This is a genomic window from Micromonospora sp. NPDC050686, assembly GCF_040654475.1.
Taxonomy (GTDB): Bacteria; Actinomycetota; Actinomycetes; order Mycobacteriales; family Micromonosporaceae; genus Micromonospora.
In genome coordinates this window covers 32,548-47,921 of record NZ_JBFAID010000025.1, presented here as the reverse complement: position 1 = coordinate 47,921, position 15,374 = coordinate 32,548, and the positions used below count along the sequence as shown (strand labels likewise).

Here is a 15,374-nt window from a genome sequence, read left to right as displayed (position 1 = left end):
CTTCCGTACCCGTGTCTGATGCCTGCCTTGATACCAGCCCACACCGACACCCCGAAGATCAACCCCCGAGCGCCCGCAACGCCCGATCAGCGTGCGCGTTCATACCGACCTCACTGTGGATCACCTCGATCACCCGCCGGTCCGGCCCGATCACGAACGTCATCCGCCGCGTGCCCAACGCCCCCAACGGCAGCCACCGCCGCACCCCGAACGCCGCCGCCACCACCCCGTCGACGTCCGACAACAGCGGAAAGTCGAAACCGTGCCGGCGGGAGAACTCCGCCTGCCGCGCCACCGGGTCCCGGCTGATCCCCACCCGCTGCGCCCCCACCGCCGCGAACTCCGCCGCCAGATCCCGGAAATGACAGCTCTCCGCCGTGCACCCCCGGGTCAACGCCGCCGGATAGAAGAACAACACCACCGGACCCCCGGCACAGAACTCCGACAACCGCCGCGGCACACCCGTCTCGTCCGACAGCGCGAAATCCGCCACCACGTCACCCACGCCCACACCCACCGCGCACCTCCACCCCGACCCCACCGACGCGCCGAGCGTAGGGCAGCCCCACCGTCAACCCCACACCGCCGCCACCGCCGCGCACACCGCCTCCGCCTGCGCGTACCCCGCCCGCGCCGCCCCGGCCCGCCGCCCCTGATCCAGCACGTTGCGCCCGATCGCCGCCCGCGCCGCCCGGTCCGGACACACCACCACCACCCGCGCACCCGCCGCCCGCAACCCCGCCACCTGCGCCGACAACCTCGGCATCGGCCCGAACGACCGCGTCACCGGCGCCACCACGACCACCCGCCGCGCACCCGCCGCCAGATCCGCGTTCACCAACGACCGCACCCCACCGTCGACGTACCGGCGCCCACCGATCGTCACCGGCGGCCACACCCCCGGCACCGCGCAACTGGCCCCCACCGCATCCACCAACGACACCCCGCTGCCCGCGTCGAACACCACGAACTCACCCGAGGACGCCTCCACCGCCGTCACCCGCAACCGCCCCGCCGGCCACGCCTCACCCGGCAACCGCGCCGCGATCACCGCCCGCCGCGCCGCCTCCGGCTCCGTACGCGCCGCCAACGCCAACGCCCCGATCCGCGCCCGCGCCCGCCGCCCGTCCCTCGTCCGCCCACCCGCCCACACCAGCCGCGCCACCTGCCCCAACCCGAACCGCGCCGACGCCTCCGGCGCACCACCACCGGCCAACTCCGCCTCGTACCACCGCGACACCGGCGCACCCGAGCGCAACTGCGCCCCCACCACCGACCCCGCCGACGTGCCCACCACCAGATCCGCGCCCGCCAGCACCACACCCCGCCGCGCCAACCCCGCGATCAACCCCCACTCCCAGGCCACCCCGGTCACCCCGCCGCCACCCAGCACCAACGCCCGCACCATCTGTGACCACCCTCTCCGTCGACCGGCACGCGCCGAAACGGTAGCGTCGCCAGCACACCGACCCGGGGGAGCGGTCCGTTGAATCCCGTCACCGTCATCACCGGCGCCGGACGCGGCATCGGCGCGGCCACCGCCCGCCGCCTCGCCACCGCCGGCCACGACCTCGTCCTCGGCTACCGCAGCGACCACGCCGCCGCCGCCACCGTCCTGGCCGACGTGCACGCCACCGGCCGCCGCGCCGTCGCCATCGCCGCCGACACCGGCGACCCCGACCAGGTCCAGCGGCTCTTCACCGCCGCCGACGACCTCGGCCCCCTCACCGGCCTGGTCAACAACGCCGGCGTCACCAGCCCCATCGGACCGTTCACCGACCTCACCGTCACCGACCTGCGCCGCGTCGTCGACGTCAACCTCATCGGCTACGTCCTCTGCGCCCAGCAGGCCGTCCGCCGGATGCGCGACGGCGCCGCCATCGTCAACGTCTCCTCCGCCGCCGCCACCCTCGGCAGCCCGGGGGAGTACATCCACTACGCCGCCGCGAAGGCCGCCACCGACACCCTCACCGTCGGCCTCGCCAAGGAGTTCGCCCCGCACGGCATCCGGGTCAACGCCGTCGCCCCCGGCATCATCCGCACCGACATCCACGCCGTCTCCGGCGTACCCGACCGGCCCGACACCGCCGCCGGCCGCATCCCGCTCGGCCGCGCCGGCGAACCCGACGAGGTCGCCGCCGCCATCGCCTGGCTGCTCAGCCCGGAAGCCAGCTACACCACCGGCGCCGTCCTGCGCACCGCCGGCGGCCTGTAGCGGAAAGGAAAGGGGCGCCGGCCACCGCCGACGCCCCCGTTCCGCCACCCGCCTCAGTGGGTGAACAACTTCGCCGCCGTGAGCAACGTCTGCACCACCCCATAACCGAGCAGTACCGACACCACCACCCACGACACGACCAGGCGCGCCTGCTGCCCGCCGCGCGACACCTCACCACTCATCGCGAACCACTCCTCTCCGTCACCGGCTGCCCACCGGCCACATCGTCACCGTCACCAGCCGGCTCGTGGAACCGCTCCGGCACCGGCCGCACCAGCAGGTTCGCCAGGAAACCCACCGCCAACACACCGACCATCGTGAACAGCGCCGGCCGGTACGCCGCCGCCGTCAACGTCCCCGGCTTGCCCTGCGCGTCCAGGAACGCGTTGACGATCAGCGGCCCGGCCACGCCCGCCGCCGACCACGCGGTCAACAACCGCCCGTGGATCGCACCCACCTGGTACGTGCCGAACAGGTCCCGCAGGTACGCCGGGATGGTGGCGAACCCACCGCCGTAGAACGACAGGATCACGCACGCCAGCAGCACGAACAGCGCCGTCGCGGTCTGCCCGAACAACGCCAGCAGTGCGTACAGCACCATCCCGACGCCGAGGTACACCAGGTAGATCGGCTTGCGGCCGATCACGTCGGACGTCGACGACCACACGAACCGGCCCGCCATGTTGAACAGCGACAGCAGGCCCACGAACCCACCGGCCGCCGCCACCGTCACCGCCGACGTGCCACCGGACCGGAAGAAGTCCTGGATCATCGGACTGGCCTGCTCCAGGATGCCGATGCCCGCCGTCACGTTGCAGAACAGCACCACCCACAGCAACCAGAACGAGCGGGTCCGCAACGCGTTCGCCGCCGACACGTTCGCCGTGGTCACCAGCGGCTTCGCCGCCACCCGCGCCGGGTCGAAGCCGGCCGGACGCCAGTCGTCCGCCGGTACCCGCACGTTGAACACCCCGAACATCATGATCAGGAAATAGCCGATGCCCAGCGTCACGAACAGCCACACCAGCGCGCTGCCGGACGCCACCGACCCCGCGTTCGACGGGTCGTAGCCGGAGTCGTAGAACGACAGCAACTGCCGGGACAGGGGAGAGGCCACCATCGCCCCACCACCGAACCCCATGATCGCCAAACCGGTCGCCAGACCCGGCCGGTCCGGGAACCACTTGATCAACGTGGAGACGGGGGAGATGTATCCGATCCCCAGCCCGATCCCGCCGAGCAGCCCGTACCCGAGGTACAGCAGCCACAGCTGCTTCGTCGCGATGCCCAGCGAACCCACCAGGAACCCGGCCGCCCAGCAGCAGGCCGAGACGAACATCGCCTTGCGCGGACCGTTGGCCTCCACCCAGGTCCCGGCCACCGCGGCGGACAGCCCCAGCATCACGATCGCGATGCTGAAGATGACCCCGATCGCGGTCTGGCTGGCGTCGAAGTGCGCGATCAGCGAGTTCTTGTACACGCTGGTCGCGTAGACCTGCCCGATGCAGAGGTGGATCGCCAGGGCCGCCGGCGGGATCAGCCAGCGACTGTAACCAGGCGGCGCGACGGTGTGCCGCCGATCGAGCGCGGAAAGCATGAGGCTGCTTCCTCTCCGAAGATGTCGAGAAACGTTCCCGCTTCTTGCCCGCTTCGAAGTGCGGCGCTAAACCCCACCTGCGCCCGACGGTCCGAAATATGAGCCGAACGGTAATCCCAACCATCCGGCCACCGGCGCCGACTCAGCTGATTCGATAATGTACATTATGTCAAGTAGGCGTTCTGCCGGCCCTCCCTCGGAAGGGGTGCCCGCCCGCCTACTTCGGGCGCCAACTGCCGCGTCAGCCGCTCCGGGCCACCCTTGATCAGCTGCCCGTACTCGTCGTCGCCGAGCGCGCCGATGCTCGCCTGCGCCTGCCGGAGGTGCTCGCGGGCGCGCACGCCGGCCTCCGTCACCCGGTCCTCGATGAGCAGGTCGGCCGCCGCCAGCGCTCGCTGATCCCAGAGCAACTCCTGCTGGACGTCGTCCATCCCGTGCGCGAGGACGCAGATGCGCACGGGATCCCCGCGCTCCCCTCCCCGACCGGCGACCGCCCAGAAACGCGAGAATCATGCATAATATCCCTTATGCATGACAAATGGGATGAAACGGTTGAAGTGCTCGTCGGAGAGTTCCTGACCGCCCGGGCCACCCGCAAGCCCTCCCCGCACACCCTCGCGGCCTACCGGCGGGATTTGCGGGCGGTGGGCGAGCTGGTGGCGCAGGATCACACCCCTCCCCTCCCCCTGGCCGCCCTGCCCGTGCACGCCCTCTCCCCCCGGGCGCTGCGGGCGGCGTTCGCCCGTTTCGCCGGCGCGCGGGCCGCCGCCTCGGTGCACCGGGCCTGGTCGAGTTGGAACGCGTTCTTCGTGTTCCTGGTGGCCGAGGGGGTGGTGGCGGGCAACCCGATGCCCGCGGTGGGCCGGCCCCGGGCGCCCCTGCCCTCCCCCAAGCCGCTGCGTGGCGAGGACACCCCGGAGGTACTGCTGGCCTCGGTCGCCCGGGCCGACGGGCGGCAGCGGGACCCGTGGCCCGAGCGGGACGTGGCCGTGCTGGCGTTGGCGTTGTGCGCCGGGTTGCGCCTGTCGGAGCTGCTGGCGCTGCGGGTCGGCTCGCTCGGCGGCCGGGCCGGTGAGCGGCGGGTGGATGTGGCGGGCAAGGGTGGCCGGCCGCGGGTGGTGCCGGTGGAGCCGGAGTTGGACGGGGTGCTGCGGGCGTATCTGGACAGTCGGGCGCGCCGGTTCGGGGCGCGTAGCGTGCGGCCGGACTCGCCGTTGCTGGTCGATCGGCGGGGTGAGCCGTTGCGGCGAGGTGGGTTGCAGTATCTGGTGGACTCCTGCTATCGGCGGGCGGGGGTCGGTGATCGGGTGCCGGCGGGGGCGCGGTTGCACGCGCTGCGGCACACGTTCGCGACCCGGTTGGCGGAGGACGGGGCGAGCGCGGCGGAGATCATGCGGTTGCTGGGGCACGCGTCGTTGGCGTCGTCGCAGACGTACATCGAGGTGACGGCGGCGCAGCAGCGGTACGCGGTGCGGGCGAATCGCACCAACCGGGCGCTGGCCGGGTTGGCCGGGCCGGGATCGCGGTCGTGACGGTTGGGGTCAGTGGGCGCGGTGGCCGTTGCCGTCGGCGGTGGTGGGCAGGGTGCCGAGCACCGCGTTGACGATGTGGATGCGGGCGTTGGTGGCCTGGTAGTCGCCGCAGACGGCCTCGGCGCGGTCGGCGAAGCGGGCGGTGTCGGGGGTGCGGGTGACGGTGATGGTGGTGCCGTCGGCGGTGGTGGTGGTGCCGGCGTCGGTCAGTTCGTCGAGCGGGTGGGTTCCGGTGATGAGGTGGGCCTTGAGCAGGGCGCGCAGGTCGTCGTGGTGGCGGGCCATCAGCTCGTCCCAGTTGTCGTCGGAGAACTTGGCGGCGAAGGCGTCGTCGGAGGGGGCGAGCAGGGTGATGCCGTCGGTGGTGTCGAGTTCGGTGAGCAGTCCGGTGGTGCGCAGCGCCGCCTCGAAGGTGGTGAGGGTGGGGATCCACTGGAGTGCGGCGTCGACGGGTTGGCCGGCGAGGAATGCCGGGTTTCCCGGGTCGGTGCCGGTCGGCAGGGCGGCGCAGAGCGGGCCGGTGACGTGGGGTGTCGCGGCGCTGCCGGCCGCTGTCGCGGGTTTCGGCGGGGTGTCGGTGTCGCCGCTGGTGCAGGCAGCGGTGGTCGGCAGCAGCAGGGCGGCCAGGGTCAGGTAGCCGAGGGCGCGGTGTCGCGTACGGGCGTTGCGGGCGGTTGGGAGCGCGGGGTGCGACACGGCGGTCTCCACGGGTCGGGGTGGGGTGGGTGGGTCGTGCCGGCAGGGTGGGCCGGAGCCCGTCCTGCCGGCACGACGGTCGTGGGATGGCTAGCGGGTGGGCCTCACAGCGCGGCGCACTGGTCGGTCCGGGGGCCTTGGCCGGTGTTGGGGAGGGTGAGGTTGGTCGGGGCCGGGCTGTTGGCGGTGCAGGTCAGCGGGCCGTCGATGGTGTTGCCGGCGAGCAGCGGGGTGTCGGTGCCGGTGGTGTTGGCGGACAGGGTGACCGGGCCGGTGATGGTGACGTCGATGACGGAGATCGCGTCGGTGGTGCCGGTGATGTGGACGGGGCCGGTGACGGTGGTGTCGGCGAGGATGACGCCGGCGGCGCCGGCTGCGGTGACCGGTCCGGTGAAGGTGGTTCCGGTCGCCACGAGCGCGGCGCCCGGCTTGACGGTCACCGGTCCGTTGATGGTGGCGTCGTCGAGGCAGGCGAAGCCGGTGACGACGAGTTTGCCGTCGCGCTGGCCGGTGAGGGTCGGGTAGACGCGTTCGCCGCTGGTCAGTTTCTCGACGCCCTGGGCGTCGAGGAGCAGCGGGATCAGGCCTCGTTCGGGCTGGGCGAGCGGGACGTAGTAGTCGCCGCCGGTCTTGACGACCTTCCAGCCGTGTGCGGCGAGGCGTTGCGCGACGGTGGTGCCGGTGCCGCCGGGTCCGTCGGTGCGGGCGCCGTGGTACTGCTCTTCGGTCAGTTTGTAGGCGCAGGGCGCGTTGTCGAGGATCAGGTCGGGTCGGGGGGCGTCCAGCGGCGGCGGGCTGTCGCCGGGGTGGGGTGCCGGGTGGGCGGGGATCGGTCGGGAGCCGCGGAAGACGATCCGGCCGGTGTTGGCCGCCTGGAAGGTGATGGCGTCGGCGCGGGCCTGGGTGATGCCGGGCAGGTTGGCGCGGTGGTAGTCGAGGAACTGCTGGAAGGTCCAGAGGGCGGAGTAGGACTTGCGGCGTCGGTTGTTGGCGGTGTTGCCCTCGTCGGGGCGGGTCTGGCCGCCGGAGCTGCGCAGTTCGAGCAGGGAGTTGACGACGTTCTTGAGGCCGAGGGTGTTGCGCAGGATGGTCTCTTCGCTGAGGCCGACGTTGCCGCCGCCTTCGCAGCCGTAGGGGCAGGCCCACCAGCCGGCTTCGGCGCCCTCGCGGTACATGTGGTCTTCGATCATGTGTTGGGACTGGTCGAAGATGCTCTGCGCGACGTTCTGGTGGCGGGGCGGGAGCATGGGCAGGTCGCCGGCGCGGGCGTTGCCGAATTCGTGGCCGTCGTAGCCGGCGATGGGCCGGTAGTCGCGGACCATCCGGATGAGGGCGTCGGTCTCGGGTTGGCGGATGAGGGAGTAGTCGCGGTTGAGGTCCTGGCCGGTGGAGTTGCCGCGGGTGTTGGCGGCGCGGCCGTCGCCGTTGATGGTGGGGACGATCAGGACGGTGGTGTGGGTGAGCAGGTCGATGGTGCGGGGGTCGTCGCTGAAGGCGAGTTGCCGGGCCATGATCAGGCAGGCTTCGCGGTCGCCGGGTTCGTTGCCGTGGACGTTGCAGTTGATCGACAGTGGTGTGGTGGCGGCGACGGCGGCGGGGGTGGCCGGTGGGGCGGGGTGGCCGATGACGAGCATGTTGATCGGTCGGTTCTGGATGGTGCGGCCGATCTCGACGACGCGTACCCGGTCGCTGAGGGCGTCGAGGGCGGCCGTGTAGGCGTACTCGGCGGTGTCGCTGGTGTACTGGGCGGCGCGGGTGGTTTCCCACTGGGTGCGCAGCTGTTCGCCGGGGACGTTGGGGTCTCCCCAGGGTTGCCGGGTGGTGTCGGTGGTGGCCGTGGAGTAGGGCGCTTCGGTGGTGCCGATGCGGGCGCGTACCCGCCACTGGAAGCGGTCGCCGGGGTTGAATCCGGCGTCGGCGAAGGTGGGTGCTTCCTGGTTGATCTGGCGGTTGGGGCGCCAGATACCGACGATGGTGGGTTGGCCGGTGGGGGTGTTGTCGGCGGCCACCGGGGTGCGTTCGATCTGGTAGTCGGTGGCGTCGTCGACGGGCTGCCAGGCGAGGGTGGCGTAGCCGTCGGCCTGCCGGACGGTGAGTTGGGTGACCTGGTGGGGTTCGGCTGCCGAGCGTGCCATGGCGTTGGTGGGTGTGGCGATGGCGGTGAGGCCGGTGGCGAGGAGTGTCGATAGTGCGATGAGGGCTGGTCGCTGGTGTATCAAGCTGGGGCCTCCGTGTCTGGCCTGGTGGAACGTGGTGTGGGCCTCAGCATGAGCTGCGAACTGTCACGAGATCAATGATCTTGAGGGAATCTTGCGCTTGTGGTGGGGGTGGCCTGAGCCGGTGCGGGTCAGCCGCCGGTGGCGTGGTGCAGGGCGTCGGGGACGGCGGCGGGGATGTCGGTGACCGGGTGGAGCGCGTGGGTGATGGTGCGCGGGGCGTTGCTGGACGGCGCCGGGGTGGCGGAGCTGGCCGGGCCGTTGGCGGGGCTGGCCGTCCTGACGGTGGGCCTGTTCGCCGCCGCGGCGGGGCTGCTGCGCTGGGGTGAGGCGCGGGGGGCCCGCACCGGCGGCCTGCAGCCGTTCTAGCCGAGGTCGACCAGGAGCGGGCGGTGGTCGGAGATGGTGGACAGCGGGGTGTCCACCGCGGTCACCGGGGGCAGTCGGCGCTGGGCCTGCCGGTCGGCGAGGACGTGGTCGAGCTGCACCCTCGGGGCCGCCGCCGGGTAGGTGGGGCGGCGGCCCAGGGGCCGCCAGCCGGTGAGCAGGCGGGCCGGCCCGGCGGGCAGGTTGAGGTCGCCCAGCAGGATGCGGGGCGCGGGGAGGGTGCGCAGCGCGCGGACGACCTGGCGTAGCTGGTGGGCGTTCCAGCCGGGTACGAACGACAGGTGGGTGGCGGCGACGGTGAGCGGCCCGTACGGGGTGTCGAGCGCGGCGGCGAGGACCACCCGGGGTTCGTCGCGCAGCAGCACCAGGCCGCCGCCGGGGCCGGGCACGTAGATGGGTGAGCGCACGGGCGCCGGGCGCAGCCGGGTGACCCGCCAGGCGCGCACCGGGTGGCGGCTGACCAGGCCGACGCCGTAGCAGGGTTCGCCGTGGCCGTCGTCGTCGTGGGTGAGCGGGCGGAACGCCTCGCCGGGGGTGCCGACGACGGCGGCGGCGAAGCGGTGCTCGGGTGCGTCGAGGGCCCGGGCGGCGATGGCGGTCAGGTCGAGCTTGCCGGAGCGGGACTGGTCCCGGTCGACTTCCTGCAGGGCCAGGACGTCGGCGTCGAGGGCCCGGACCGCGGCGGTCAGCCGGTCGGGGTCGACCAGGCCGTCGGTGAGGGACCGGCCGTGCAGCAGGTTGAAGGTCGCCAGGCGCACCTCTGCACCCTACGTGTCCGTGGCACAGTTGCCGGGTGATCAAGGTGCTGCTCTGTTCGATGCTGGTGTTCGTGGCGGTGGCCTCGGTCGGGGTGTGGCTGCGTCGCCGGCGCGGCCGCTGACTGTCCGTCCTGGCCCGCCCGGGGCTCCGGGTTCGTGGTGAGGCTGGCCACAGCCGGCCCCGGGTGGGTGCGGTGGTGGGCAGAATGGCCGCCCGTGGATCCCTTCTCGCTGAGCACCCTGCTCGCCGCGGCGGCCGTGGCGGGGTGGGTGGACGCGGTGGTCGGCGGTGGCGGGTTGCTGCTGCTGCCGGCGCTGCTGGTGGCCGCCCCGGGGGTGCCGGTGGCCACGGCCCTGGGCACGAACAAGCTGGCCGCGATCGCCGGGACCGGCACCGCGGCGGTCACCTACGCCCGGCGTACGAAGATCGACTGGCGGGTGGCGGGGCCGTCGGCGGGGCTGGCGGTGGTGGCCTCCGGGGTGGGCGCGGCGCTGGCCGGCGCGGTGCCGGCGCAGGCGTACCGGCCGGTGGTGCTGGTGGTGCTGCTGTCGGTGGCGCTGTTCGTGCTGGTGCGGCCGAATCTGGGGGTGCTGTCCCGGCCGGAGCGGCGCACCCGGGGCCGGGTGGTCGTGGCCGTGGCGGTCGCCGGGGTGGGCATCGCCCTCTACGACGGTCTGATCGGACCGGGTACCGGCACGTTCCTGGTGGTGGCGTTCACCGCGCTGGTCGGGGCGGACTTCCTGCACGGCTCGGCGATGGCGAAGCTGGTCAACGCCGGTACGAACCTCGGGGCGCTGGTGGTGTTCGGGTTGACCGGGCACGTGTGGTGGCTGCTCGGCGCGGCGATGGCGGTGTGCAACATCGCCGGGGCGGTGGTGGGGGCGCGGATGGCGCTGCGCCGCGGGTCCGGTTTCGTGCGGGTGGTGCTGCTGGTCGTGGTGCTGGCCCTGGTGGCCAAGCTGGGCTACGACCAGTGGTCCGGCTGACCGTCGCGGGTGGGCCGGCCGGTCGGGCGGGGGCCGCTCAGGCGGCGTGCCGGACCACCTCGTCGTAGTCGAGGCGGGGCAGCCGCGGCAGCCAGGCGTCCGGGCCGGGCCGGCCGATGTTGACCACCAGCAGTGACTTCCAGCCGCTGTCGGCGAAGAACTCCTTGTCCACGGCCTCGGCGTCGAAGCCGGCCATCGGGCCGGCGGCCAGCCCGGCGGCGCGTACGGCGAGCAGCCAGTAGCCGATCTGCAGGGTGGCGTTGAAGCGGGCGGTGCCCTCCCGGGCGACGGCGTCGGCGCCGAGGACGTCGCGCAGTTCGGGGCGGATCGGGAAGACCCGTGGGATGAACTCGTGGAAGTCGGGGTCGGTGGCGAGCACGGCGACGACCGGGGCGGTGGCGGTCTTGGCCCGGTTGCCGTCGGCCAGGTGCTCCAGCAGGCGGTCGCGGGCCTGGCCCGGGCGGACGAACAGCACCCGCAGCGGCTGTGCGTTGAGGGCGGTCGGCGGGTACTTGGCGAGGTCGAAGATCGCGCGTAGCTGGTCGTCGGTGACCGGCTCGTCGGTGAAGGTGTTCGCGGTGCGGGCGTCGGTGAACAGTTGCGCCTGCGCCTGCGGGTCGAGGGAGATCAGCTCACTCATCGGGGTTTCCTCGCTCGAAGAAAGGGTTGGTCCTTGTGGAACCATAGCAGCTAGTTTTTTAAAAGCACCCAGTGTCGTCGACATCACCCGTATCCTTGGGGCCATGACGGTCGGTCCGGAGCTGCAGGGCAGGCATCGCACCTGTGACCAGGGCATCGCCCGGGCCTTCGCGTTCCTGGGCAAACGGTGGAACGGGGTGATCCTCGGGACGCTGGCCAACGGGCCGGCCGGTTTCGCCGAGCTGACCCGGGCGCTGCCCGGCATCAGCGAGTCGGTGCTCTCCGACCGCCTCGGCGAGCTGGCCCGGGTGGGGCTGGTCTCCCGCACCGTCCGGGAGGGCCCGCCACTGGGGGTCAGCTACCAACTCACCGACCGGGGCGCCGCCCTCGTCCCGGCCCTGGACGCCCTGGCCCGGTGGGCGCACCAGAACCTGCCCGCCGAACCGGACAGGTGATCGCCACCCGATGCCGGTACGCGCCGAACACGACCGGGCGGTCCTCGCCGACCTGCTCTGCCGGGACCCCGCCCTGCACGCCTACCAGCTCGGCGACCTGGACGACTTCTGCTGGCCGTACACCTCGTGGTTCCGCCGGGGCGACCAGGTGGCGCTGCTCTACCACGGCGGGGACCCGCCGGTGCTGATCGCCCACCCGGTCGGCGGCGACGTCGCGGGCATGTCGGCGCTGCTGGCCGACCTGGCGCCGCTGCTGCCCGCCCGCGTCTACGTCCACCTCTCCCCCGGCCTGCACCCCGCGCTGCGGGACCGGTTCACCCTGGAGCAGCCGGCGCCGCACCGGCGGATGGTGCTCACCGATCCGGCCGGGCTGCGCCGGGTCGCGCCGGCCGGCCAACCGCTGGCCGCCACCGACCTGCCCGAGCTGGAGAAGCTCTACGAGGCCGCCTACCCGGGCAGCCACTTCGACGCCCGGATGCTGGACACCGGGCACTACCTCGGGGTCCGGGAGGGCGGCGACCTGGTCGCGGTGGCTGGGGTGCACGTCTGGTCGCCCACCTACCGGGTCGCCGCGCTGGGCAACGTGACCACCCACCCGGCCGCGCGCGGCCGGGGGCTGGCCGCCGCCGCGGTCAGCGCGCTGTGCCGGCGCCTGGCGGCCACCGTGGACACCGTCGCGCTCAACGTCCGGGCCGACAACACCACCGCCCGCCGGCTGTATGCGCGGCTCGGCTTCACCGACGCCGCCGAGTTCGACGAGGGCTGGCTGCACGCCCGCCGCTGACCGGCGTCACCCTGCCACCTCCGGCCGCCGCGCCGGGTCGGGAACCCGACCCTGACCTGGGCTTGTGTCGGACCGTCCGGCCCGCGTGCGACCCCTAACCTCGGCAGGCAGAGGCCGCGTCCACCCCCGCGGCGGAGCGAAGGGGAAGCATATGAGAAGACCAGCAGTTCCGCGGGTGGTGGCGCTCGTCGCCGCCGCGACCGCGATGCTGACCGCGCTGGCCGCGCCGGCGTGGGCGGCGCCCGGCGTCAACCCCGCCACGGTGGACCGCGACGCGGACCCCGGCACCTCGATCCCGATCAGCAAGGTCGTCTCCACCCCGGCGATCCCGCCGAAGCCGGACGTGGTGCTGCTGGTCGACACGACCGGCAGCATGGGCGGGGCGATCGCCGACGTCCGCACCAACCTGCAGACCATCATCGGCAACGTGCGCGCCGCGCAGCCCGGCGCCGAGTTCGCCGTGGCGTCCTACCGGGACACCGGCGACGGGGCGGAGCTGTTCCGGGTGCGCCAGGACCTGACCGGTGACGCCACCGCCCTGCAGAACGCGGTGGACGGCCTGGCTGCCAGCGGTGGCGGCGACTTCCCCGAGGCGTGGATCAACGCGCTGTTCCAGGTCTCCGCCGGGGCGGTCAGCTACCGGCCCGACAGCAGCCGGATCGTGGTCCTGGTGGGCGACGCGCCCAGCCACGACCCCAGCGCCGGGCACACCCTGGCCGACGCGACGGCCGCGTTGCAGGCCGACGCCGCCCGGGTGCTCGCCGTCAACGTCGGGCCCGCCGGCAGCGGCCTGAACACCGACGGGCAGGCCGCCGCCGTGGCCACCGCCACCGGCGGACAGCTCGTCAACAGCACCCCGGACACCGTCACCGCGGCGATCCTCGGCGGGCTGCGCGACCTCGACATCACCGTCACCCCGACCGTCGTGTCCTGCGACCCGGGCCTGTCGGTGAGCTTCGACGCGGCCTCGCGCACCCAGCAGAGCGGCACCGACGTGCCGTTCGCCGAGACGATCACCGTGGCCGCCGGCGCCACCCAGGGCGCCACCCTGCACTGCACGGTGGACTTCCTGCTCAACGGCGTCTCCGGCGGCGCCGCCTTCCGGCAGCAGATCAACGTCACGGTCAACGACGTCACCCCGCCGGTGGTCGTGGTGGACGACCGGACCGTCGAGGCGACCGGCCCGGCCGGCGCGATGATCAACTACCCGGCCACCGCCACCGACAACGTCGACGGGCCGCTCACCCCGAGCTGCGTGCCCCCGCCGGGCGCCACCTTCCCGCTCGGCGCCACGCCGGTCACCTGCACGGCCACCGACGCCGCCGGCAACACCGGCAGCGACACCGCCACGATGACCGTCCGCGACACCACCCCGCCGAGCACCGGCTGCGTGCCGACCAACAACCCCAGCGGCGGCAACGAGCCCGGCTCGTACAACCCGGACGGCTTCTACCAGCTCACGGCGACCGACGTCGTCGACCCCGCGGTGAAGGTCTACCTCACCGACGCCGCGGACCCGAGCGTGAAGTTCGGCCCCTTCCCCGCCGGCACCAAGATCAAGCTGGTGCAGGCGCCCGGCGCCCAGTCCCGGATCAAGGACGGCACCGGCGACATCGACTACAAGGTGACCCTGCGCGGCGACGCCCTGATCACCGCCGTCGACTTCTCCGGCAACGTCTCCACGGTTGCGGTCTGCCGGGTGGCCCCGCCGCCGAAGTGACCCGACCCTGAGCCACGGCCCGCGAGGGGGCGACCGCCGACGGTCGTCCCCTCGCGGGCCGTCAGGAGCGGCGGCTCGGCGAGGCGAACCGGCCGGCGCGGATCTCCCGCAGCGCCCGGCGCCGGACGTCGCCGCGCAGGGTGTCGACGTAGAGTCGCCCACCGAGGTGGTCGGTCTCGTGCTGCAGCGCCCGGGCCAGGAACCCGCTGCCGGCCACGGTCAGCGGCTGGCCGTGCTGGTCGAAGCCGTGCACGGTGGCGTGCAGGGCGCGCCGGGTCGGGAAGTACAGGCCCGGCACGGACAGGCAGCCCTCGTCGTCGTCCTGCGTCTCGTCGGACAGCTCGATGCGCGGGTTGACCACGTGGCCGCGGTGCCCGTCGGCGTCGTAGACGAACACCTGGGCGCCGACCCCGATCTGCGGCGCGGCCACCCCGGCCCGGCCGGGCGCGCCCAGCAGGGTGTCCATCAGGTCGCCGACCAGGGCGCGCAGCTCGGCGTCGAAGCTGGTCACCGGCTCGCAGCCGGTACGCAGCACGGGGTCACCGATGATCCGGATGGGACGCATAGTCATGCCCGGAAGGCTATCCGGGCATTACCGCCGGTGCTGGCCCGGCCGTGTCGCCGCGCGCGGCGACCAGCATCTGCACCCCGTCGAGGAGCCGTTGCAGGCCGAACTCGAACGCCCCGGCGGGGTCGCCGGCCGCCTGGTACTCCTGCCCGGCGGCGAGGCCGACCCGGGCGGCGACGGGGAACCGGCGGGGGTCCATCACCTTCTCCAGGTAGGGGGCGTGCACCCGCCACCACTGCTCGTCGGTCATGCCGGTGCGCCGCGCCGCCTGGGCGGCCTCCACCGCGCTGCGTACCGCGCCGTGGACGTAGTTGTCGACCAGGGTGACCACGGCGTCCATCTCCAGGTCGGTCAGGCCGATGCCGTCGACGGCGCGCAACTCGTACTCGTACTTGGCGGTGACGTTGGGGCCCAGCGGCGGGCGGGTGGTGGCGACCTGCAGCAGCCACGGGTGGCGCAGGTGCAGCGCCCAGTTCTCCCGGGCGATCTGGGTCAGCCGGCCGCGCCAGCCGCCGGGCACGTCGTCCGGGCGGGCGGTCTGCCCGTACGCCGTGTCGAGCATGACGTCGAGCAGCTCGCCCTTGCCGGGCACGTGGGTGTAGAGCGACATGGTGCCCACGCCGAGGCGTTCGGCGACCCGGCGCATGGACAGCGCGGCCAGGCCCTCGGCGTCGGCGAGCTCGATCGCCGCCCGCACGATCCGGTCGACGCTCAGGTCGCCGCCGCGGCGGCTGGGCTTCTCCCGGGTGCGCCACAGCAGGGCGAGGCTGCGCGCCGGGTCCCCGGTGCCGCTGTACTCGACGCTCATGCCGATCACCCT

At 73.2% G+C, this 15,374-nt stretch carries 18 protein-coding genes; 7 read left to right on the top strand and 11 right to left on the bottom strand.

Annotated features, from left to right (window positions below; translation table 11 throughout):
• Positions 1-58: 58 nt before the first annotated feature.
• Together AB0H57_RS18005 and AB0H57_RS18000 are read right to left on the bottom strand one after the other, a co-directional pair.
• Positions 59-511, bottom strand: coding sequence for a peroxiredoxin (locus AB0H57_RS18005; RefSeq protein ID WP_357507795.1), 453 nt, complete (start codon positions 509-511; stop codon positions 59-61).
• A 60-nt stretch (positions 512-571) separates the two neighbouring features.
• Positions 572-1,408 (bottom strand): patatin-like phospholipase family protein, encoded by an 837-nt coding sequence (locus AB0H57_RS18000; RefSeq protein WP_357507723.1) that lies wholly within the window; start codon positions 1,406-1,408, stop codon positions 572-574.
• Positions 1,409-1,486: 78 nt separating this feature from the next.
• On the opposite strand from AB0H57_RS18000, the gene AB0H57_RS17995 reads away from it, so the two are divergent.
• Positions 1,487-2,215, top strand: coding sequence for an SDR family oxidoreductase (locus AB0H57_RS17995; protein ID WP_357507721.1), 729 nt, complete (start codon positions 1,487-1,489; stop codon positions 2,213-2,215).
• Positions 2,216-2,268: 53 nt separating this feature from the next.
• On the opposite strand, the gene AB0H57_RS17990 is transcribed toward AB0H57_RS17995, so the two are convergent.
• The 3 genes from AB0H57_RS17990 to AB0H57_RS17980 form a co-directional block, all read right to left on the bottom strand.
• The gene (locus AB0H57_RS17990; protein WP_357507719.1) at positions 2,269-2,397 is read right to left on the bottom strand and encodes a hypothetical protein; all 129 of its coding nucleotides are present in this window, start codon (positions 2,395-2,397) and stop codon (positions 2,269-2,271) included.
• On the bottom strand, positions 2,394-3,812 hold the full coding sequence (locus tag AB0H57_RS17985) for an OFA family MFS transporter (RefSeq protein WP_357507717.1): 1,419 nt from the start codon (positions 3,810-3,812) through the stop codon (positions 2,394-2,396). The genes AB0H57_RS17990 and AB0H57_RS17985 overlap by 4 nt, the downstream gene beginning before the upstream one ends.
• A 164-nt stretch (positions 3,813-3,976) precedes the next feature.
• Positions 3,977-4,270, bottom strand: coding sequence for a hypothetical protein (locus tag AB0H57_RS17980; protein ID WP_357507715.1), 294 nt, complete (start codon positions 4,268-4,270; stop codon positions 3,977-3,979).
• Positions 4,271-4,339: 69 nt separating this feature from the next.
• Here AB0H57_RS17980 and AB0H57_RS17975 point away from each other — a divergent pair, with 69 nt between their 5' ends.
• Entirely contained in the window at positions 4,340-5,344 is a 1,005-nt protein-coding gene (locus tag AB0H57_RS17975) for a tyrosine-type recombinase/integrase (RefSeq protein WP_357507713.1), read from the top strand.
• A 9-nt stretch (positions 5,345-5,353) separates the two neighbouring features.
• On the opposite strand, the gene AB0H57_RS17970 is transcribed toward AB0H57_RS17975, so the two are convergent.
• The gene (locus AB0H57_RS17970; protein ID WP_357507711.1) at positions 5,354-6,040 is read right to left on the bottom strand and encodes a fasciclin domain-containing protein; all 687 of its coding nucleotides are present in this window, start codon (positions 6,038-6,040) and stop codon (positions 5,354-5,356) included.
• A 104-nt stretch (positions 6,041-6,144) separates the two neighbouring features.
• The gene (locus AB0H57_RS17965; protein ID WP_357507709.1) at positions 6,145-8,175 is read right to left on the bottom strand and encodes a M14 family zinc carboxypeptidase; all 2,031 of its coding nucleotides are present in this window, start codon (positions 8,173-8,175) and stop codon (positions 6,145-6,147) included.
• 264 nt (positions 8,176-8,439) lie between these two features.
• Between AB0H57_RS17965 and AB0H57_RS17960 the strand changes: the two genes are divergently transcribed.
• On the top strand, positions 8,440-8,625 hold the full coding sequence (locus AB0H57_RS17960; protein WP_357507707.1) for a hypothetical protein: 186 nt from the start codon (positions 8,440-8,442) through the stop codon (positions 8,623-8,625).
• On the opposite strand, the gene AB0H57_RS17955 is transcribed toward AB0H57_RS17960, so the two are convergent.
• Positions 8,622-9,401: an endonuclease/exonuclease/phosphatase family protein gene (locus AB0H57_RS17955; protein ID WP_357507705.1), complete on the bottom strand. Its 780-nt coding sequence runs from the start codon at positions 9,399-9,401 to the stop codon at positions 8,622-8,624. The genes AB0H57_RS17960 and AB0H57_RS17955 overlap by 4 nt on opposite strands.
• Positions 9,402-9,617: 216 nt before the next feature.
• On the opposite strand from AB0H57_RS17955, the gene AB0H57_RS17950 reads away from it, so the two are divergent.
• Entirely contained in the window at positions 9,618-10,388 is a 771-nt protein-coding gene (locus AB0H57_RS17950; protein ID WP_357507703.1) for a TSUP family transporter, read from the top strand.
• 37 nt (positions 10,389-10,425) lie between these two features.
• Here the strand turns inward: AB0H57_RS17950 and AB0H57_RS17945 are convergent, their stop codons facing one another.
• Complete coding sequence (locus AB0H57_RS17945; protein WP_357507701.1) at positions 10,426-11,028, bottom strand: malonic semialdehyde reductase; 603 nt, start codon at positions 11,026-11,028, stop codon at positions 10,426-10,428.
• Between the two features lie 103 nt (positions 11,029-11,131).
• On the opposite strand from AB0H57_RS17945, the gene AB0H57_RS17940 reads away from it, so the two are divergent.
• The 3 genes from AB0H57_RS17940 (at position 11,132) to AB0H57_RS17930 (ending at position 13,986) form a co-directional block, all read left to right on the top strand.
• Positions 11,132-11,482 carry a helix-turn-helix domain-containing protein gene (locus AB0H57_RS17940; RefSeq protein ID WP_357507699.1) on the top strand — a complete coding sequence of 117 codons (351 nt, stop codon included), beginning with the start codon at positions 11,132-11,134 and terminating at the stop codon, positions 11,480-11,482.
• A 10-nt stretch (positions 11,483-11,492) separates the two neighbouring features.
• Entirely contained in the window at positions 11,493-12,266 is a 774-nt protein-coding gene (locus AB0H57_RS17935) for a GNAT family N-acetyltransferase (protein ID WP_357507697.1), read from the top strand.
• Between the two features lie 151 nt (positions 12,267-12,417).
• A complete protein-coding gene (locus AB0H57_RS17930; protein WP_357507695.1) occupies positions 12,418-13,986 on the top strand; it encodes a VWA domain-containing protein in 1,569 nt (522 codons plus the stop codon).
• 61 nt (positions 13,987-14,047) lie between these two features.
• Here the strand turns inward: AB0H57_RS17930 and AB0H57_RS17925 are convergent, their stop codons facing one another.
• The gene (locus AB0H57_RS17925; RefSeq protein WP_357507692.1) at positions 14,048-14,557 is read right to left on the bottom strand and encodes a peptide deformylase; all 510 of its coding nucleotides are present in this window, start codon (positions 14,555-14,557) and stop codon (positions 14,048-14,050) included.
• 10 nt (positions 14,558-14,567) lie between these two features.
• Positions 14,568-15,362, bottom strand: a complete 795-nt coding sequence (locus AB0H57_RS17920) for a TetR/AcrR family transcriptional regulator (RefSeq protein ID WP_357507690.1) — start codon at positions 15,360-15,362, stop codon at positions 14,568-14,570.
• Positions 15,363-15,374 lie beyond the last annotated feature (12 nt).